This is a genomic window from Hymenobacter bucti (assembly GCF_042681145.1).
Classification (GTDB): Bacteria; Bacteroidota; Bacteroidia; order Cytophagales; family Hymenobacteraceae; genus Hymenobacter; species Hymenobacter bucti.
Map to the genome: position 1 here is coordinate 902622 of NZ_JBHUFD010000003.1, position 19131 is coordinate 921752.

The 19131-nt window shown below is 61.0% G+C and carries 14 protein-coding genes; 6 read left to right on the forward strand and 8 right to left on the reverse strand.

The window, feature by feature from the left end; translation table 11 throughout:
* Positions 1 to 20 precede the first annotated feature (20 nt).
* Complete coding sequence (locus ACFSDX_RS11490; RefSeq protein WP_382313559.1) at positions 21 to 1286, forward strand: competence/damage-inducible protein A; 1266 nt, start codon at positions 21 to 23, stop codon at positions 1284 to 1286.
* Between the two features lie 201 nt (positions 1287 to 1487).
* Here the strand turns inward: ACFSDX_RS11490 and pckA are convergent, their stop codons facing one another.
* Complete coding sequence (pckA, locus tag ACFSDX_RS11495) at positions 1488 to 3137, reverse strand: phosphoenolpyruvate carboxykinase (ATP) (protein ID WP_382313560.1); 1650 nt, start codon at positions 3135 to 3137, stop codon at positions 1488 to 1490.
* A 491-nt stretch (positions 3138 to 3628) separates the two neighbouring features.
* On the opposite strand from pckA, the gene ACFSDX_RS11500 reads away from it, so the two are divergent.
* The gene (locus ACFSDX_RS11500) at positions 3629 to 5122 is read left to right on the forward strand and encodes a helix-turn-helix domain-containing protein (protein ID WP_382313561.1); all 1494 of its coding nucleotides are present in this window, start codon (positions 3629 to 3631) and stop codon (positions 5120 to 5122) included.
* A gap of 2 nt (positions 5123 to 5124) precedes the next feature.
* Here the strand turns inward: ACFSDX_RS11500 and ACFSDX_RS11505 are convergent, their stop codons facing one another.
* From ACFSDX_RS11505 to ACFSDX_RS11515, 3 genes are read right to left on the reverse strand one after another with little or no spacing between them, the layout of a single operon-like run.
* Positions 5125 to 5418, reverse strand: coding sequence for a barstar family protein (locus tag ACFSDX_RS11505; RefSeq protein WP_382313563.1), 294 nt, complete (start codon positions 5416 to 5418; stop codon positions 5125 to 5127).
* Entirely contained in the window at positions 5415 to 6173 is a 759-nt protein-coding gene (locus tag ACFSDX_RS11510) for a hypothetical protein (RefSeq protein WP_382313565.1), read from the reverse strand. The genes ACFSDX_RS11505 and ACFSDX_RS11510 overlap by 4 nt, the downstream gene beginning before the upstream one ends.
* Before the next feature lie 18 nt (positions 6174 to 6191).
* A complete protein-coding gene (locus ACFSDX_RS11515; RefSeq protein WP_382313566.1) occupies positions 6192 to 8003 on the reverse strand; it encodes an ABC transporter ATP-binding protein in 1812 nt (603 codons plus the stop codon).
* A gap of 252 nt (positions 8004 to 8255) precedes the next feature.
* On the opposite strand from ACFSDX_RS11515, the gene ACFSDX_RS11520 reads away from it, so the two are divergent.
* Both ACFSDX_RS11520 and ACFSDX_RS11525 read left to right on the forward strand, forming a co-directional pair.
* Positions 8256 to 8543, forward strand: coding sequence for a hypothetical protein (locus tag ACFSDX_RS11520; protein ID WP_382313567.1), 288 nt, complete (start codon positions 8256 to 8258; stop codon positions 8541 to 8543).
* A gap of 47 nt (positions 8544 to 8590) precedes the next feature.
* Positions 8591 to 9265 carry a porin family protein gene (locus ACFSDX_RS11525; protein ID WP_382313568.1) on the forward strand — a complete coding sequence of 225 codons (675 nt, stop codon included), beginning with the start codon at positions 8591 to 8593 and terminating at the stop codon, positions 9263 to 9265.
* A gap of 160 nt (positions 9266 to 9425) precedes the next feature.
* On the opposite strand, the gene ACFSDX_RS11530 is transcribed toward ACFSDX_RS11525, so the two are convergent.
* Both ACFSDX_RS11530 and ACFSDX_RS11535 read right to left on the reverse strand, forming a co-directional pair.
* The gene (locus tag ACFSDX_RS11530) at positions 9426 to 9860 is read right to left on the reverse strand and encodes a hypothetical protein (protein ID WP_382313570.1); all 435 of its coding nucleotides are present in this window, start codon (positions 9858 to 9860) and stop codon (positions 9426 to 9428) included.
* Positions 9861 to 9939: 79 nt separating this feature from the next.
* Positions 9940 to 10353, reverse strand: coding sequence for a hypothetical protein (locus tag ACFSDX_RS11535; RefSeq protein WP_382313571.1), 414 nt, complete (start codon positions 10351 to 10353; stop codon positions 9940 to 9942).
* An 864-nt stretch (positions 10354 to 11217) separates the two neighbouring features.
* On the opposite strand from ACFSDX_RS11535, the gene ACFSDX_RS11540 reads away from it, so the two are divergent.
* Together ACFSDX_RS11540 and ACFSDX_RS11545 are read left to right on the forward strand one after the other, a co-directional pair.
* Positions 11218 to 12765 carry a dihydrolipoamide acetyltransferase family protein gene (locus ACFSDX_RS11540; RefSeq protein ID WP_382313572.1) on the forward strand — a complete coding sequence of 516 codons (1548 nt, stop codon included), beginning with the start codon at positions 11218 to 11220 and terminating at the stop codon, positions 12763 to 12765.
* 165 nt (positions 12766 to 12930) lie between these two features.
* Entirely contained in the window at positions 12931 to 13146 is a 216-nt protein-coding gene (locus ACFSDX_RS11545) for a hypothetical protein (RefSeq protein ID WP_382313574.1), read from the forward strand.
* A gap of 92 nt (positions 13147 to 13238) precedes the next feature.
* Here ACFSDX_RS11545 and ACFSDX_RS11550 read toward each other — a convergent pair whose 3' ends face one another.
* Complete coding sequence (locus tag ACFSDX_RS11550) at positions 13239 to 15371, reverse strand: S9 family peptidase (protein ID WP_382313575.1); 2133 nt, start codon at positions 15369 to 15371, stop codon at positions 13239 to 13241.
* A 113-nt stretch (positions 15372 to 15484) separates the two neighbouring features.
* Entirely contained in the window at positions 15485 to 19057 is a 3573-nt protein-coding gene (locus ACFSDX_RS11555) for an alpha-L-rhamnosidase (protein ID WP_382313577.1), read from the reverse strand.
* Positions 19058 to 19131: the final 74 nt, after the last annotated feature.

Consider the following 19131-nt stretch of genomic DNA (forward strand, 5'->3'; position numbering starts at 1 on the left):
AAACTCCGCACTACCTTCTCATGGACGTTGAAATTATGACCATCGGCGACGAGCTGCTCTACGGGCAGGTCGTGGATACCAATTCGGCCTTTATGGGCCAGCAGCTCGGCCGCCTGGGCCTGCGCGTGCGCCAAATCACGAGCGTGAGCGACCGCGCCGACGAGATAGTGGCCGCCCTCGACCAGGCCCGCCAGCGCGCCAAAGTCATCCTCACTACCGGCGGCCTAGGTCCCACTAAAGACGACCTGACCAAGCACGTGCTGGCCCGCTACTTCGGCCGCGAGCTGGTGCTGCACGAGCCCACGCTGCACCATGTAGAAGAGATTTTCCGGCGCTTCAACCGCCCTATGCTCGACGTGAACCGCCAGCAGGCCATGGTGCCCGAAGGTACCGAAGTGCTGCACAACGCCGTGGGCACCGCCCCCGGCATGTGGATAGAAGACCAGGGCACCGTGTTCATCAGCATGCCCGGCGTGCCCTTCGAGATGAAGCGCCTGATGACCGATGAGGTGCTGCCCAAGCTCCAGCAGAAGTTCAATCTCGCCCCCATCGAGCACGTTGTGGTCATGACGGCGGGCCTGGGCGAGTCGTTCCTGGCCGAAAAAATCAAGGATTGGGAAGCGGCCCTGCCGCCCAACATCAAGCTGGCCTACCTGCCCAGCCTGGGCAGCGTGCGCCTGCGCCTCACCGGCACCGCCGATGGCCAGCCCGACCTGCGCGGCCGGATGCTGGCCCTGCTGCCCGCGCTGCGCGAGCGCATCGGCAGCTACATTTTCGCCGAAGAAGATTCGCCCCTCGAAGTGGTAGTCGGTAAGATTCTGCAAGCCAAAAAATGGCAGCTCGGCACCGCCGAAAGCTGCACCGGCGGCACGGTGGCGGCTCGCATCACGAGCGTGCCGGGCAGCTCGGCCTACTTCCGCGGCAGCGTAGTAGCCTACGACAACGACATCAAAGAAGCCCTCCTGGGCGTGAATGCCGAAACCCTGGCCCAGCACGGCGCCGTGAGCGAAGCCACCGTACGCGAAATGGCCGAAGGCGCCCGCGCCCGCCTAGGCTGCGATGTAGCTCTGGCCACCAGCGGCATCGCCGGCCCCGGCGGCGGCACGCCCCTCAAGCCGGTGGGCACCATCTGCATCGCCTGCGCCACGCCCAGCGGCACCGTAAGCCGCCAAATCAACATCGACCGCGGCCGCCAAACGAACATCGAGTACACCGCCCAGGCCGTGCTGATATTACTATGGCAGCAGCTGGCGGGGCACAAGGAGGCGGAACTGTTAAAGGTGTAGTTCTAACGCAGCGCCTCCCCCCCCGGCCCCCTCTCCGAAAAGGAGAGGGGGAGCCACAGCGAAGACTTATTAAACATCAATAAAAACGGCTTTCAGCGTCTGCTGAAAGCCGTTTTGCTTTTATCAAAAGTCGTCAGGCTCCCCCTCTCCTTTTCGGAGAGGGGGCCGGGGGGTGAGGCACTACGGTCTGCAAGAAGCAACCTAAGCCGCCACCAAAGCCGCAGCCGCTACCCCATCCTGCGCCGCCTGCGCTACCACGGGCGCACCGGCCATAATCTCCGCGTTTGCCGCGGCGGCGTACTTCTCAAAATTGGCCACGAACTTGCCAGCGAGCTTGGCCGCTGCCTCATCGTAGGCGGCTGAGTCGGCCCAGGTACGGCGCGGGTCGAGCAGCTCGGTTGGGATGCCGGGTACTGCGCCGGGCACCTGCACGCCGAAAACGGGGTGCGGGCGGAATTTCACCTCGTCGAGCTGGCCGGTGAGGGCGGCCGTAATGAGGGCGCGGGTGTAGCTCAGCTTCATGCGGCTGCCGGTGCCGTAGCCTCCGCCCGTCCAGCCGGTGTTCACGAGCCACACGTTTACGGGGTGGTCATCCATTTTCTGGCCCAGCATCTCGGCGTATTTGGTGGGGTGCAGCGGCAGGAATACCGCTCCGAAGCAAGCCGAAAACGTGGCCTGCGGCTCGGTAATGCCCATTTCGGTACCCGCTACCTTGGCCGTGTAGCCGCTCAGGAAGTGGTACATGGCGTGGCTTTTATCGAGCTTGCTCAGGGGGGGCAGCACGCCGGTGGCGTCGGCGGTGAGGAAGAAAATATTGGTTGGCACAGGCCCGGTGCTCGGCACCGCGATGTTGGGAATGTAGTTGATGGGGTACGCCGTACGGGTATTTTCGGTCACCGACTTGTTGGCGTAGTCCACGGTGCGCGTGCCGGGTATAAAGCGCGTGTTTTCAACGATGGAGCCGAACTTAATGGCGTTCCAGATTTCGGGCTCTTTTTCGGCCGAAAGGTCGATTACCTTGGCGTAGCAGCCGCCCTCAAAGTTGAAAATACCGCCTTGGCCGGGCAGCCAGCCGTGCTCGTCGTCGCCCACGAGGTGGCGGTTGGGGTCGGTAGAAAGCGTGGTTTTGCCGGTGCCCGAGAGGCCGAAGAACACCGCCGCGTCGCCGTGCGAGCCGATGTTGGCCGAGCAGTGCATGGGCAGCGTGTCCTGCTCGTGGGGCAGCAGGTAGTTCAGCACCCCGAAGATGCCCTTTTTCATCTCGCCGGCGTAGGCCGTGCCGCCGATGAGGATGATTTTTTTAGTAAAATTGAGGATAGCAAAATTCTTCTGCCGGGTGCCATCCACGGCCGGGTCAGCCTCAAAGCCAGGTGCGGAAATGATGCTGAAATCGGCCGCCCAGCTGGTATCAGCACCTGCCTCGGGCCGCAGAAACAGGTTGTAGCAGAATAGATTGTGCCAGGCCAACTCATTGACGATGCGCAGCTTGAGCTGTGAGGCGGGGTGCGCCCCGGCGTAGCCCTCGCGCACGTATAGCTCCTTGTCTTCCAGGTAAGCCACCATCTTCTGGTGCAGCTGGTCAAACTTGGCGGCCTCAAACGGAATGTTGATGTCGCCCCACCACACGCTCTCGGCCGTGTTCTCGTCGCGCACCACAAACCGGTCCTTAGGCGAGCGGCCCGTGAACTGCCCGGTATCCGCCATCAGCGCGCCGGTGTCGGTGAGCACACCTTCTTTGCGGCACAGGGCAGCCTCCACCAGCGCGGCGGGCGGCAGGTTGAGGTGGGCCTGGGCCACGCGGCGGAAGCCCAGGGGTTGCAAGCGGCTCAGGATGTTGGCGGTAGCTGACATAAACGGAGAAATAAATTGATAAAAAGATGGTCTTAGCAGTAGCCAGTGCAGGGTTGAAGCAGCCTTCGCTCTAACCCTGCAAAAGCGGTGAGTGGGAATCTGATGCAAGTATACGGTAGCGAATTTTATTTATTAGCGAATTTTCGCTAATAAATAAAATTCGTGCTGCGTGCCTACTATCTTGCGTTAGTAAAAGGCTGTTTTCATTATTCTAGAGCACTTTTTGAGCGCCGGAAATTTTTAAGCGAAATCGTGCAACCAGTTGGCAGCAAGCAACTCCGAGTGGATCACTGCGCCAGTGCTTCGCAGTTACTCCATACCTTAAAACCCAGCAGCCGACTGCGCCACGTAGCGATACCACGTTTGTAGCCGAGAAGCAGCCTGTGCCGCGTGTGCCGCGTAGCGGTGCCCGAGCAGGTTATTTTTGGCGGGCTCGCCGCTCATGGACCTCACCCCTCAGCCCTATTTTTACCCCTTCCCTATCCTAACTTATGCTGAACCACGGCCAAGTCGTCCGTCTCATTTTTGGCCTGAAGCTGCGCGAGCTGCGGCAAGAGCGCGGCCTCTCGCCGGCCGAGCTGGCGCGCGCCTGCGACCTGAGCGTGAGCTACCTCAACGAGATTGAGAAGGGCAAGAAATATCCCAAGGCCGATAAGATACTGAGCCTGAGCAAGTGCCTCGACATAAGCTACGACCAGCTTACGTCCACCACGCTGCCGCGCCGCCTCGAACCCATCGCCGACCTGCTGCAATCGCAGGCGCTGCAAGAGTTTCCATTGCAGCTCTACGGCCTGGAGCCCATGCAGCTGTTCGAGCTCATCGCCAACGCGCCGGCCAAGATGAATGCCTTCATCAGTACCATCTTCGAAATTGCCCGCAATTACGAGCTGCGCCAGGAGCACTTTTTTGTGGCCGCGCTGCGCTCTTATAAGGAGATGCAGGACAACTATTTTGAGGACTTGGAGCAGGATGCGCGCACCTTCGTGGCCAGCCACCAGCTCGCCGCCGCCCCGCCCTTCGACCTGGCCCGCCTCGAAGCCATCCTGACCCAGGACTACGGCTACACCATCGACCGCACCACGCTGGCCGGGCACCCGGTGGTACTGGCTGGGCGGCTGCGCTCGGTATTCCGCCCCACCACTAAAACCCTGCTTATGATTCCGACCCTGAGCCGGGGCCAGCAGGCGTTTGTCCTAGGTAGGGAGCTAGGCTTCAATTACTTGAAGCTGAAAGAGCGGCACTACGCCAGCCCCAACCCGCTGGAGCCCCGCTCGTTTGAGGAGGTGCTCAATAACTTCCGCGCCTCCTACTTCGCCAGCGTACTGCTGATGGACGAGGACAGCCTGGTGCGCGACGTGCGCGGGCTATTCGCGGCCCCCACCTGGCAGCCCGAGGTACTACTGGCCCTGCTCACGCGCTACGAGGTGAGCCCCGAGATGCTGATGCAGCGCCTCGCCGCACTGCTGCCCAAGCACTTCGGGCTCAATAGCTTATTTTTCCTGCGCTTCGACCAGGCCACCGCCGACGCGCCCTACCACCTCACCAAGGAACTGCACCTCTCGCGCCTGCACAATCCCCACGCCAACGAGCAGCACGAGCACTACTGCCGCCGCTGGGTGAGCCTGCAGCTCCTGGCCGAAGGCCGCGCCCTGCCCCCCACCGGCACCCCCCAGATACTGGCCGCCGCCCAGCGCCCGCAGTACCTAGGCACCACCGACGAGTACCTTTGCTTCTCACTGGCCCGCGTGGGCACCCCCACCGAGCCCGCCATGAGCGTCACCATCGGCCTGCGCTGCGACGATAGCCTGCGCCAGCAAGTCGCCTTCCTGCCCGACCCCGCCCTGCCCCTCATCACCGTCAACGAAACCTGCGAGCGCTGCCCCCTCGCCGATTGCACCGTGCGCGCCGCCCCGCCCACCCAGGTGCAGCAAGCCGCCCGCCGCGCCACCTTCGAGGCAGCCGTGGCGGAGCTGGTGCAGGGGTAGCTTTAGACCGCCGCTAGCTGATGCAGTGGCGAATCCGCCAGTACTATCCGCTTGCTGGGTAGCTCCTCGTGGTAGTCCGCAATAATCTTGCGCAGTATCTCCATATCCTTGGGGCAGGCTTGGGCAAACTCGTGCCAATTAAGTAGCACTACTTCGTCCGGCATTTCTACCACCGCAATTATGGCGTCCCAAAGAGCATCCCAGCTTGGGCCGTACCATTCCGGAAAATCCAGCTCGTGCTTCAGCAGCAGGTGAAAAGCAGCTTTGGTAGTGATGCCAGTGAGGTCAATGGTCATTTATTATGCTGTGCTTTTCTTTTTATGACAGCAACTATTAGCTCAAGATTATTATCGCCGCTAATAGATATTTCTTGTTTTAATTCACTAATAGCCTCAGGATACTTTTTCTGTAAGTTGTATATGAAGGCACTTGCATAATATGCGCCTCCTTCGTTCTTGAATAGCTTTTTCATTTGTTGGCATCTTCGTAATCCTTCCGCTAATCTTCTGGCTTCAATATTTTTTGCAATTAATTTATTCAGTACTGCTATCTTAGTAGAATCTGAAACTGATGCCATTTGAAAATTGCTTTTCAATATTTTAATGGAATCTAGATTAGCTGCTGAACTGTCGATAGGATACCATTTATCATACAGAGCTTCGACTTCTGCCCCATAAGCATCGCATGAAACAACTAGATTCTGCATCATGCTAGACATTTTATATAATTCTCTGGATTTCATAGCGTTCATCTTAGACTTCATGCTGTCCACCGCTGCAACTGAGTCTTGCAGACTATGACCTTCAGGAAGATTAACTGTCTGAGAGTAATTTATACTCTTTATACAAGGTGTCAGCCGAGTATCAATATCACCTTTTTGATTGCTAAAACAATCACATGCTTCTTGGCTCAATTCTGCAATTGACTTCTCCTTGTCGTTGGTGCTTATAACCTCGCTGGAATATTTAATCTCGCAGGAAGAAGCAAAAATTAAAACACAAAGTAAGAGTAAGAGCTTGCAGAAGAATTTGCTAGTGTATCGTAGAGCCATAACTCAAATATACTGCACTCACAGCGCCGTATCCAGCACCTCGTCGCCGTCGTCGGCCATCGTTTTAGCCAGCTTCTCAATATTCAAGCTCCGCGCCGAGGCGTCGAAAATCTCGCGGTAGGTACCGCGCTTTTCGTAGAGTTGCAGGTGGGTGCCGCTTTCCACGGCTTCGCCTTTTTTCATCACGTAGATGCAGTCCGCATCCACAATTTGGGCGAGGCTATGGGAGATGATGACCACCGTACGGCCCTGCTTGATAGCGTCGAGGCTGTTTTTGATTTGCTCGGTGGCGATGGCGTCGAGGCTGGCGGTGGGCTCGTCGAGGAAGATGATGGGCGGGTTTTTGAGGAAGAGCCGGGCGATAGCGATGCGCTGCTGCTGCCCGCCGCTGAGCTGCTGGGCGTCGCTTTGGTAGCCCCTAGGTAGGTCCAGAATCTGGTCGTGGAGGTAGGCTTGGCGGGCGGCGGCCTCCAGCTCGGCCTGGGTGGCGGCGAAGTTGCCGTAGCGGATATTCTCCTCGATGGTGCCCTTGAAAATGTGGTTTTTCTGGAGCACCAGCCCTATTTGCTGGCGCAGGGCGTGGGTGTCGTACTCGGTCAGGGGCTGGCCGTCGAGCAGCACGGTGCCGCCGTTGGGGCGGTAAAACTCGCAGAGCAGGTTGATAATCGTGCTTTTGCCGGCGCCGCTGAGGCCCACGAGCGCGGTGGTTTTGCCGGCTTCGATGGTCATGCTCACATCGTGCAGGGCCGCGGTGCCGCTGGGGTAGGTAAAATCGACGTGGCGCAGTTCGAAGCGTCCGTAGAGGTGGGCGGGACGCAACGGGCCGGGACGCTCGGTCTGGTCGTCGGCGTCGAGGATGGCGAAAAAGCCCTCGGCGTAGGTCAGCGCCTCGTTCATCTCGTCGTAGATGCGGTGCAGCTGCCGGATGGGCGCCGACACATTGTTGAATAGCAAGATGTGAAACATGATGGCCCCGATGCTAATCTGCCCATCCAGCACGAGGTAGGCGGTAAGCACGATGATGGCCACTATCCCGATTTGCTCCACGAAGGTCTTGAGGCCGTCGTAGCGGAAGTTGGTTTTGCGGGTCATGAGCTGGGCTTGCTCCAGGCGGTCTTGCACGGCGAGCTGCTTATCGCCCTCATAGGCTTCGCGCACAAAGCTCTTAATCACCACGATACTGTCGATGATGCTGATGAGGCCGTGGTTTTTCTCCTCGCGCAGGCTCCGCAGGTTGCGGCGGGTGCCGTTGAGGCGGTCGGCCTGCCGGTAGCTCAGCCAGAAGTAGGCCGGCAGCACGGCCAGCGCCACCATACCGACCCATTTGTTGGCAAAAAACATGACCACCAGCGCCACGATGGCATTGGCAAAGAGCGGCAGAATGTCAATAAAGAAGTTTTGCACCAGCTTCATCAAGCTCTCCACGCCCCGGTCGATGCGGGTCTGAAGCTTGCCGGTCTGGTTGCCGCCTTCCGAGAAAAAGCCTAATTCATACCCTAGGATTTTGGTCACGGCCTCCTCGGCCAAGGCGCCCGATACGCTGATGCGGATTTTCTCGCCGTAGTACTTCTGGCCGAAGGTAATGGCCGTGTTTATCAATTCCTTGACTAGCAGCAAGCCACTCACCCACAGCAGCATGTGCCAGCCTGCAGCTAGACCTTGGCCCCGATTCAGCAGACCCTGCACGGTATCGACGGTGTAGCGCAGCACAAACGGATTAACCTGGGCCGCTAGTGAGCCCACCAGCGTGAGCAGTAACGTGCTGACGACCAGGCTGCGGTAGGGCCGCACGAAGGGCAGCAGGCGCTGAATAATTTGCCAAAGACTCATCGATTTACAGAAACGGGAGGGTGAACCGGTATAGACGCGCGCGCCAGGCAGGAGGTTATTCGGCACTGGCTTAGACGGCGCCCTAGGTTAGGATTTAGAGCTGGGGTAATTGCACTACGAACACAACACGTCCACATCACACTTAAATTTTTCGTCACGTACTAAGCAAGCCACAACTAGAGTTAGGAGCACTGTAGCAGCGCGCTACGGCTGGCTTTGCCAGTTACTTCTTTCTCTATCCTCCTTTTTTCTATGCGGACTGCCCTCTTCATCACTGGCTTAATCGGCCTGCTGGCCACGGCGGCCGTGGCTGCCCCCACCGAAAGCGCGTCGGCCACCTGGCGCGGCCGGGGCTTTCGGCACCACCGCCCTAGCCAGGGCGATTACGTGCCAGTGTATGCCAGCTACCGCCACCACAGCCGCGAGCAGCGCGGCGTATTTGGCTTTTTGCACCGCGGCAACCCGGCCGCCCGGCACCATGGCAAGCAGCCGCTTAAGCACGGGGCTAGCGGCCGCAAGCATACTACGGGGCTATTTTAGGGCGGCGCGTTTCCATCCGTTTGCCACGTTTATTCGTAAGGCTGGCTATGAAAAAACTACTTTTTAGCACTGCTGCTGCCGCGTTGGTAGCCGCTGCTGCGGCCCCAGCCGCTCATGCGCAATCGGTTCGCTTTGGCCTCAAGGCCGGCGCCAACCTCTCGAATCTTTCGGGTGACCTCACCAACCAGGACCAGTACAAGAACCGCTTCGGCTTTCACGGCGGCGCCATCGTCAACTTAGGGCTAGTGGCCGACGACTTCCTGGCCATTCAGGTTGAAGGCCTGTATTCGCAAAAGGGCTTTAAGTACGCCGACCAGCAGTACACGATACTAAATAACACGTTCCGCAATACCGGCAACGTGCGCTACGACTACATCGATGTGCCGGTGCTGCTGCGCCTCAAAACGGGCGGCATATTCTTCGAAGCCGGCCCCCAGTACAGCTACTTGCTGAGCATCAGCAACAACCGCACCCTGACCCAGAACGGCAACGTAATTAGCTCCGCCAGCTCGGGCACTTCCGACCTCGACCGCGTGAAGCGCAGCGAGCTAGGCTACGCCGCCGGTCTGGGCTTCCAGGCCGAGTCGGGCTTCCTGCTGGGGCTGCGCTACAACGGCGCGTTCACCGATTTTGCCCGGGACGGCTACAGCAACAACGAGTTTCGCAACGCCCGCAACTCCACCTTTCAGGCCTACGTGGGCTTCATGCTCGGCGGCAAATAGACCGCAGATTTAGCGGATTCAACGGATTGCGCAGATACGCCCGGCTGTGCCGGGCTGACTACTCCAGATTGGATTGGTTGCGCACTTAGGTTATTTAGAATCCAAAAAGTCCCTCCTGACGTTCAGGAGGGACTTTTTTTGTGATTAGCAAGCGTGGTGCTTAGCTGGCGGTTGGGTTGGTTTTCATTTTCAGCTTGCCGTCCTTAACCTTGAGCTTGCCATCTTTCATGCCGTGGCCGTGGTGGCGGCTGGTGGCGAGGGCAGTGTACTTGGTGAACTGCTCGGGCGTCAGCACTTGCTTGAGCTGGTCGTCGTACTTGGTGCGGTTAGCCTGCATTTGCTCGCGGGAGGGGCGGGCGCTGCCATCGGCTCGCAAGGCTTGCATTTCCTGGGCGCGGGCAGCCATTATTTGCTCTACTTTGCTCGACTGGTCGGTGCTCAGACTTAGCTCTTTGCTGAGACGCTTGGCCTGGTGGCCGGCCATTTCCTGGGGCGAGCGGCGGGGGTGGTCACCTTTTTGGGGCGGGGTGGTTTGGGCGGCGGCGCTGAAGGAGATGGCCACAACGGCGAGCAGGGGCAACAAAAACTTTTTCACGAGAAAATATTAAAAAGAAGTGGAAGGAATAAAAGGAACGGAAAGTTGACTAAATAGCTAAGATCTTGTCAGCAAGCACCTAGCGGCGGTAGCTAGCCTCCCAACGGGCGCGCTCCTGGGGCGTCACGCGGTGGTTTTGGTCGTAGCCGTAGTTGTGGCCTTCTTCCCAGTGGCGGCGCTCGTCGCGGGTCACCTTATGGTCGCGGTCGAAGCCATAGTTTTGGTTGCGGTCGAAGCGGTCATCGGTGCGGCGGTCGTTGTTGGGGCGGTTGTCCGCGCGGCGGTCGTTGCGATGCTGGGCCTCCCAGCGGGCGCGCTCCTGGTTAGTTACGCGGTGGTTTTTGGCGTAGCCGTAGTTAAAGTCGCGGTCGCCGGGGCCCTGGGCAAAGCGGGGGCCGTCGATATCGCGGCCGGGGCCGGGGAGCGGGGCGGCGAAGGTGCTAGTGGCCGTGAGCAGTACAGCGGCGAGCGTAGCGAAAAGGGTATTTTTCATGGGAAGGAGTGCAGCGAAGCACTTAGTAAGCAAGTTGTTGAGTACATTCAGCGGCGACTACCGCTGCTTGAACCAACTTATGCAAACCCCCGGCCGAAAATGGCCCGCCCGCAAAAAATACGGGCGTACGCCCGCCAAACCCCGACCAAGCCCCCAAATTTCCAGACCTACCCCGCGTAGCCGCCAGGGCTGCCTCACTCACGAGCCGGCCTAGCCCCTCGCTTTATGCCAAACGCCGCCGCTGGCTACCCTTAATTGGTAGCCAGCGGCGGCGTTTGAGAGCCTTAGCGCCTCTTTCTTCGCGCCAGCTAACCTAGGCGCCTGGGCCCGGCATCAGCCGCACCGGAGCCGCAGCAGCACCTGCAGCTGGCAGCCCGGCAATGGCTGCGGCAACTCGCGCCGCGGGATTTGCGAAAAGGAGACACTGCCCCAAACGGGCGCTGCCGTAGCCGAGGTGTTCCATATCGCCGGGGCAGACCAATGTGGGCGGAGTGGCACGCAGGTTTTCATAGGTGACATTGGTGGGGACAGAGTGGCCCCGGCTTTTGCACCATAATGCTTATTTATAGCACAAAGTCAGGATTAATTGCAAAGCAACTACATCCGGCGGGGCCATCCAATACCTATAAGTAGGTATTTGTGAAGGCAAGCTGAATACTAGGGTCCGTCTGCTTGTTGCGTTCTGCTACCAAGCTCCTTAGCCGCGCCGCAGCCACCTTAGGGAGGGTATTTGGCGCAGTTCGCTGGCCTTGCTTGGGCCGCCGCCAACCTTGGCGTACCAAACCCGGTTCACTTTGCGGCTACCTTTGCGGCCACAAGCTCCCTCCCACTCTACCCTCTCCCTTAATCCCCCCGACCTTTTTTATGGCCCGAGTGGAAATGACGATGCCCAAGATGGGCGAATCCATCATGGAAGGCACCGTACTCAAATGGCTCAAGCAAGTTGGCGATGCCATCGAGCAAGACGAGTCGGTGCTGGAAGTAGCTACTGATAAAGTAGATACCGAAGTGCCCGCTCTGCACGCGGGTACCCTGGCCGAAATACTGGTGCAGGAAGGCCAGGTGGTGGCCGTGGGTGCGCCCATTGCCCGCATCGAAACCGATGCCAGCGCCCCCGCGCCCGCCCCGGCCCCCGCCGAAAGCAACGACGACCTGGAAGAGGCCAGCGCCAACCCGCCCCTGACGCCCGACAACATTCCGCCGCTGCCCACCGCGCCCCCCGGCCCGGCCGAGGTGCCCTACCTGCCCAGCCCCGGCACGCCCATCGCCCCGGCCGCCCCGGCCGCCCCGGCGGTGGCCGACGAGCACCCCGTGCAGGCCGGCCGCTTCTACTCGCCGCTGGTGCTCAGCATCGCCCGCGAAGAAGGCGTGAGCATGAGCGACCTCGAGCGCCTGCCCGGCACCGGCCAGGAAGGCCGCGTCACCAAAAAAGACATCCTCGACTACGTAGCGGCCGGCAAGCAGCCACTGGTGCCCGCCCCGGCCGCCAGCGCCCCTGCAGCCCCCGCGCCACCGGCCCCGACCCAAGAACCAGCTCCGGCGGCACCAGCCCCAGCGGCATCAGCGGCGGCGCCCGCCGCCCCGGCCCCTAAAGAGGCCGCGGCCCCCAGCGCCAATGGCCAGCAAGCCGCCACCGCCAAGCCCGAGCCGCCGAGCCCCAAGCCCCAGGCCCCGGCCGCCAAGCCCGCCCCCTCGGTGTCGGGCAGCCAGGAGCTGGTGGAGATGGACCGCATGCGCAAGCTGATTGCGCAGCGCATGGTCGATTCAAAGCGCATTTCGCCGCACGTCACCAGCTTCGTGGAAGCCGACGTGACGGAGCTCGTGAACTGGCGCAACCAGCACAAGGACGCCTACAAGAAGCGCACCGGCGAAAATCTGACCTTCACCCCGCTCTTCGTGTGGGCCGTGGCCCGCGCCATCCAGGACTACCCCAACATCAACGTGTCGGTGGATGGCGATTACATCATCAAGAAGAACGACATCAATATCGGCATCGCCGTGGCCCTGCCCTCGGGCAACCTCATCGTACCGGTCATTCACAACGCCGACCAGCTCAACCTCAACGGCCTGAGCAAGAAGGTCAACGACCTCGCCAACCGCGCCCGCCAGAATAAGCTGAAGCCCGAAGACCTGGAAGGCGGCACCTACACGCTCTCCAACGTGGGCTCGTTTGGCAACGTCATGGGCACGCCCATCATCATGCAGCCGCAGGTGGCCATTATGGCCGTGGGTGCCATCAAGAAGAAGCCCGCCGTGATTGAGACGCCCCAGGGCGACCTCATCGGCGTGCGGCAGTTTATGTTCTTGAGCCACAGCTATGACCACCGCGTGGTCGATGGCTCCCTAGGGGGCATGTTTGTGCGCAAAGTGGCCGATTACCTCGAGCAGTTCGACCCGAACACGGCTATCTAGGGCTACGTTTCTGCTCATCTCATGACGTCCGTCATGCTCATCTGGCGTCCGCTTGTCGAAGCATCTCTACCGCTTCATCCAGACCGTTCAACGGTGCGGTAGAGATGCTTCGACAAGCGGACGCCAGATGAGCATGACGGACGTTTTTTAGCTTACTCACCATTTATGAAAAACATCCTTTTCATTGGAGCCCTGGTCATTGCCCTAGGTCTCATCGCCTTTCTCTACCAGCGCCTCGGCGCCACCGAAACCGCGCTCAAGGAAGCGCAGAAGCGTTTTACCGACTGCGAGCAGGTCACCTTTCAGCTCCAAAACCAGCTCAGCGCCGACGAACGAAACGCCGAGGCCCTAGGCACTACTGCGCCTTCCATCAGAAAGTAATGCAAACGAGATTGGGGCGTTATTTGCGCGTTCGGCTGGCTCGCCGAATGCGCAAATAACGCCCCAATCCCGTTTGTAAGGCCGGCTTATAACTAAGACTTTTCGCCCAGCAAAAGCAGCATAAACGCGTACTGCCGCGCTACGTCGTGCAGGGCCTTGAAGCGGCCCGAGGCGCCGCCGTGGCCGGCTTCCATGTCGGTGTGCATGAGTAGCAGATTCTTGTCGGTCTTGGTGGCGCGGAGCTTGGCTACCCACTTAGCGGGCTCGAAGTACTGCACCTGCGAGTCGTGCAAGCCGGTGGTAACGAGCATATTGGGGTAAGCCTGCGCCTTTACGTTGTCGTAGGGCGAGTACGAGAGCATGTAGTCGTAGTACTGCTTTTGGGCGGGGTTGCCCCACTGGTCGTATTCGCCGGTGGTGAGCGGAATGCTGGCGTCCGACATGGTCGTGACCACGTCCACGAAGGGCACGGCCGCGATAACGCCTTTGTAGAGGTCGGGGCGCATGTTTACGACCGCGCCCATGAGCAGGCCGCCGGCGCTGCCGCCCATGGCGAAAAGCTTGGCCGGCGAGGTGTACTTCTGCTTCACCAGGTACTCCGAGCAGTCGATGAAGTCGTTGAACGAGTTGATTTTGTGCAGCATGCGGCCGTCCTCAAACCACTGGCGGCCCATTTCCTGCCCGCCCCGGATGTTGCAGAGCACGTAGGCAAAGCCGCGGTCGAGCAAGCTCAGGCGCGCCGCCGAGAAGGTCGGGTCCATGGAGGCGCCGTAGGAGCCGTAGGCGTATTGCAGCACCGGGCCGGTACCGTCCTTCTTGAAGCCCTTTTTGTAGACGATGGATACGGGAATCATCTTCCCGTCCCGCGCTTTCACAAAGGCGCGCTCCTCGGTATAATTGGCCTTGTTGAAGCCACCTAGGACGGGCTGCTCCTTCAGCAGGGTCTGCTGGTGGGTGGCCATGTTATAGTCGTAGGTCGAGCTGGGCGTGGTGAACGACGTGTAGTTGAAGCGCAGCTGCTGGGTATCGAACTCGGGGTTGGCGCCGATGCTCGACGTGTAGGCTACCTCGTTGAATTTCAGATACTCATCCTTCTTATCCTGCCACCGGATAACCCGCAACTGGAGCAGGCCATCCTTGCGTTCGTTCAGCACGAGGTAGTCTTTGAAAAGCTCCATGCCGGCAATGAACACTTCCTGGCGGGCCGGAATCACGTCTTTCCAGACCGTTTTGGCGGTGTTCGTGAGCGGCGTACTCACGACGCGGAAGTTGGGCGCCTGCCAGTTGGTGTGCACGTAAAACTGCCCGTTGGCATCTTCCACATCGTAGAGATGGTCGGCCTCGCGGGGCAAGAATACCTTGAACTCGCCGGTGGGCTTGGTGGCGTCGAGGTAGCGCGTTTCGGACGAGAGCGAGCTATGCAGTACGACAAAGAGATACTTTTTCGACTTGCTGCGGGCAATGTGCGTGCTGAAGGTGTTGTCCTTTTCCTCGTACACCAGCGCATCCTGCTGGGGGTCGGTGCCTAGGGTGTGCCGGTAGATTTGAAACGCTAAGAGCGTGGTAACGTCCTTTTTGGCGTAGAAGAACGTTTTATTGTCGGCGGCCCATACGCCGGCACCTTCCACGTTCGGAATTTGCTCGGGGTACAACTCGCCGGTTTTCAGATTCTTAAAGCGCACTGTATAAAGGCGGCGGCTCACGATGTCGGTGCTGTAGGCCAACAGCTCATTGCTGTCGCTCACCTCGTAGCCACCGATGGCGAAGTACGTGTGGCCCTTGCCCATCTCGTTGCCATTGAGCAGCACTTCCTCGGGCGCTTGCAGGCTACCCTTCTTGCGGCAGTAGAGCGGGTACTCGCCGCCCGCCTCGTAGCGCGAATAATAGTAGTAGCCGTTGTCGCGGTACGGCACCGACTGGTCGGTTTCCTTGATGCGGCCCTTCATCTCGGTGAACAGCTTCTCTTCCAGCGCCTTCACGGGGGCCATCTGCTGGTCGAAATAGGCATTTTCGGCCTTGAGGTAGTCGAGCACCTGCGGGTTCTCGCGCTCGTTGAGCCAGTAATAGTTGTCGGTGCGCGTGCCGTTGGGCGACGCGAGCTGCTTGGCCTTGATGGTGGCCACGGGGGGTTGAGGCATAGAAGTGGTAGTGGTGGCCTGGGCCTGCGCGGCAAACGTTGCCAGCGCACCTAGGCAACCTAGCCAGAGGGTAGGAAGTGCATTCATGGGCTAAATCAGAGTTGGGGAGCCCAAATAAACGACTATAAATTCATTGTTAGTTCTTATTTTTCACTGATAACCCCTCCGCTGAAGGGGTAGCGCCCAGACTACGCGCCCACCTAGGGGCGCGTGGCAAACGCATAGGTGCCGGCGCCCACCTCGTACACTGCCTTGCCGTGCTCCAAGCGCAAGAACTGCACGCCCGGCGCCTGGGCGGCGCGGCGGCCGCCTTCGGTCACGCGGCGCTCTTGGGCGGCGGGCAGGTACAGGGTGGCCGAGGTGTTGGCGGGCACCACCAGCCGGTACTGGTAGGTGGCGCCGACTTTCTCCCAGCCGCTCTCGATGCGGCCGTACATCGAGTCGTAGTAGCCTTTGGCGTAGGTCATGGCGCCGGTGGGATCAGGCGTGGGTTGCAGAATAAAGTGCTGAAAACCGGGCGACTGCTCATCGCGGGCGATACCCAGCGACGTGTCGCAGAGCCACGCGCCCACCGCCCCAAACGAGTAGTGGTTGAAGGAGTTCATGCGATTATTACCGCCGAAGCCCTCGGTGCGGGTGTAGGAGTTCAGCCGCTCCCAGATGGTGGTGGCGCCCTGCTCGACCGAGTACAGCCAGGACGGATACGTGGTTTGCTGCAACAAGCGGTAAGCCACGTCGGGGTGCCCGTTTTCCGAAAGCACCTTCGAAATCCAGGCCGTACCGATGAAGCCCGTCATGAGCGAATACGGCGGGGCCGTGCCGCCGCCGTCGAGCTTGTTCTCCCGCGTGATGGTGGCCAGCAAGTTGGCCACCGCCGGGGCCTGGTTATCGGGCGCGTAGCCCCCTAGGGCCAGCGGCAGCACGTAGGAGGCCTGCGTATCGACCAGGTCGCCGGGCCGGGGGTTGGTGTCGGGGTACTGCCGAAAGCCCGAGTGCACGGTGCGCTTGGTTTGCTTATCGACGTAGGTGGCGTTGAAGAACTGCTGACGCTGCGCGTGCAGCGCGGCAAACTCTTGGGCATCAGTATTTTCACCTAGCACCGTGGCCACTTTGCGCATAATGTCCAGGTCGAAAAGGAAGTAGGCTTCCCAGAGCAGCGTGTTGTCGTTGCGGCCCTGCTCGGGCCCCAGCCAGTCGCCTAGGTTGCCCTCGGTGAGGATACCCGTTTTGGGGTCGAGGTAGCGGCGCAGGTAGGCGATGTAGCTTTTCATAGCCGCGTAGTGCTCGGCCAGCAGCTGCTGGTCGCCGTACTGCTGGTAGCTTTCCCAGGCCACGGTGAGGCCGGCGCTGCCCCACAAGGCGCCCCCAAAACCGCCGCCCAGCGGGGCCACGTCGGAGAAGCGGCCGTCGGCCCGCTGCACGTCGCGCATGGCTTGCATGTGGCGGCGCAGGAACTGCGGCACCTGCCCTAGGTAGGTGGCGGTGCGCGAAAACACCGAGATGTCGCCGCTCCAGCCCAGGCGCTCGTTGCGCTGCGGGCAGTCGGTGGGGATGGACAGGAAATTGGCCCGCGTCGACCAGGTGATATTCTCCCAGAGCTTGTTGACCAGCGGGTTCGAGGTTTCGTAGTGCGCGGCCAGCCCGTCGAGCGAGCTGAGGACTGTGCCCTGTACCGCGGCCAGCGGCAAGGCCCGCTCGATGCCGGTTATTTCGACAAACCGGTAGCCGTGGTAGGTGAAGCGCGGGGCAATGGTTTCGGCGCCGCCCTTGGCGATATAAATGTCCTGGGCCATCGCGGCCCGGATGTTTTCCAGCATCAGCGTCCCGGTATTGCCTTTGTACTCGGGCAGGTCAGGGTATTTCACCTCGGCGTAGCGCAGCACCAGGCGCTGGCCGGGCCGCAGCCCGGTAAGGCTAATGCGCGGTACGCCCACCATGTTCTGGCCCATGTCGTAGACGAACACACCGGGGCGCACCTCGGCCACCGACTGGGCCGTGAGCTCGGCCACCGGGCGCACGGAGGGGCCAAACTGGCCCAGCAGTTGGAGCTGCGAGTAGTCGTCCACGGGCGGCATGTTGGCGCGGGCATTGGCTTCGTCGTGGCTGATGTGGCCCTCCAAGGCTACTTCCTGCGCCGGGTGCCAGCCGGTGGCCGCGTAGGCGGGCGTGCTCCACCCGGTCACTTGCGCCTCGCGGGTAGCGTCGTATACCTCGCCCTGAAAGAAGCTGCCGTACACCGTCGGGCCGCCGCTGTAGTACGACCAGGTGGCCGGGTTGCTCACCACAACGTCTTGCTTGCCATCGGTATAAGTGATGACCAACTTGGCCAGCAGCGACTGCCGGTCGCCGAAGAAATTCCAGAACTGGCCCATGTAGGTGGCGCCGCCGCTCCACCAGCCCTCGGCCAGAATGGCGCCGAGGGCGTTGGGGCCGGGGCGCACTTGGGCGGTCACGTCGTAGGTCTGGTAGAGGTGGGTTTTGATGTACTGCGTGAGGCCGGGGTTGAAGTAGTCCTCGCCGATACGGCTGCCGTTCAGGTACACGTCGTAGATGCCGCGGGCCGTGACGTAGAGGCGGGCCTTGGCAATCTTGGCTGGGGCCGCCGCGAAGGTGGTGCGCAGCATGGGCGTGGCATTGCGGCTCGGGTTACCCAGCACAAACGCGCCCGCCGCCCCGCCCGCCACCTGGTACGCTCCGTTGCGCACGCGCACGGCGGGGGCCGCCGCAAAAATGCCCGCGTAGGGCGCCGCCGTCAGCGGCTCATCAAACAGCACGTTGGCGGGGCTGCGCAGGTTGCGCACCGCCACGCCGGAGAAGGCGGCCGCCTGCCCTTTCGGTACCGCGAAGCCGATATCCCCCACCACCGGGAAGGCGATGTAATCGCCACCCTGGCCCAGCGGGTTCAGGTTGAGCTCGGCCACCTGGTTTTCGCGCTTCGTGCCATCTAGATAAACACGGGTAGCGCCTAGGTCGGAGCTGAGCTCGAAGGTGTGCCGGGCGTACTTATTATCGTTGTGCAGGAGCGCGGCGGGGATGGGGTAGCTCTTAAAAGGTACTTCGGGCTTATCATCGGGGTGGTAGCCGGCCCGGTAGATGCGCAGCTGGGCGCTGCCTAGGGTAGCCAGCGGGGCAATATCCAGCTCCAGCCGCAGGTAGGCCGCGTTGGGCTGGTTTTGCAGGTGGTACAGGTTTTTATTCTTGTCGAGCAGGCGCGGGTCGTTGGCCCCGTACACGAAGCTGGCGCGGGTGCTGCGGGTGGCGGCGTCCAGCTGCACGGCGTAGGTCAGCTTGAATACGGGCAGGTAGGGCGCGTACAGCACCATGTCCGCATCGCCGCCGCCTATCCACTTGGCCCCGCCCCAGGCCGCGAGCTGGGGGTCGGGGTTCAGCAGGCCGGTTTCAAACCACGAGCTGGCCGTGTGCTGGGCCTGCTGCTGGTCCCACACCGCCACCGCCCAGGTGTAGCGGGTGGTGGCAGCCAGCGGCCGGCCGGCGTAGCGCACGTTCAGCGAGGTGGCGCCCGATACTTTGCCCGAGTCCCAGACCAGCTCGCCGGCCTCGTTGGTCACGCGCAGTTGGTAGGCCACTTGCCGGCTGCCGCGCGGCTGGTTGGGCACCGCAGCCAGCTGCCAGCTAAAGCGCGGCGCCGCCACATCCATACCCAGCGGCGTGGGCGTGTACTCCACTTGCAGATTCGCAACGCGCAGCTCGGCGGCCAGCAGCGCACCGGGCAGACAGGACAGCAGCAGCAAAAGCCAGGTTCGGATGGTCATGGGCGGGAAGGATAGCGCGGCGGGGCAGGCCACGCCTGCGCGCTAAAAGTACGGGCTGGGCTACTCCCGCGCGG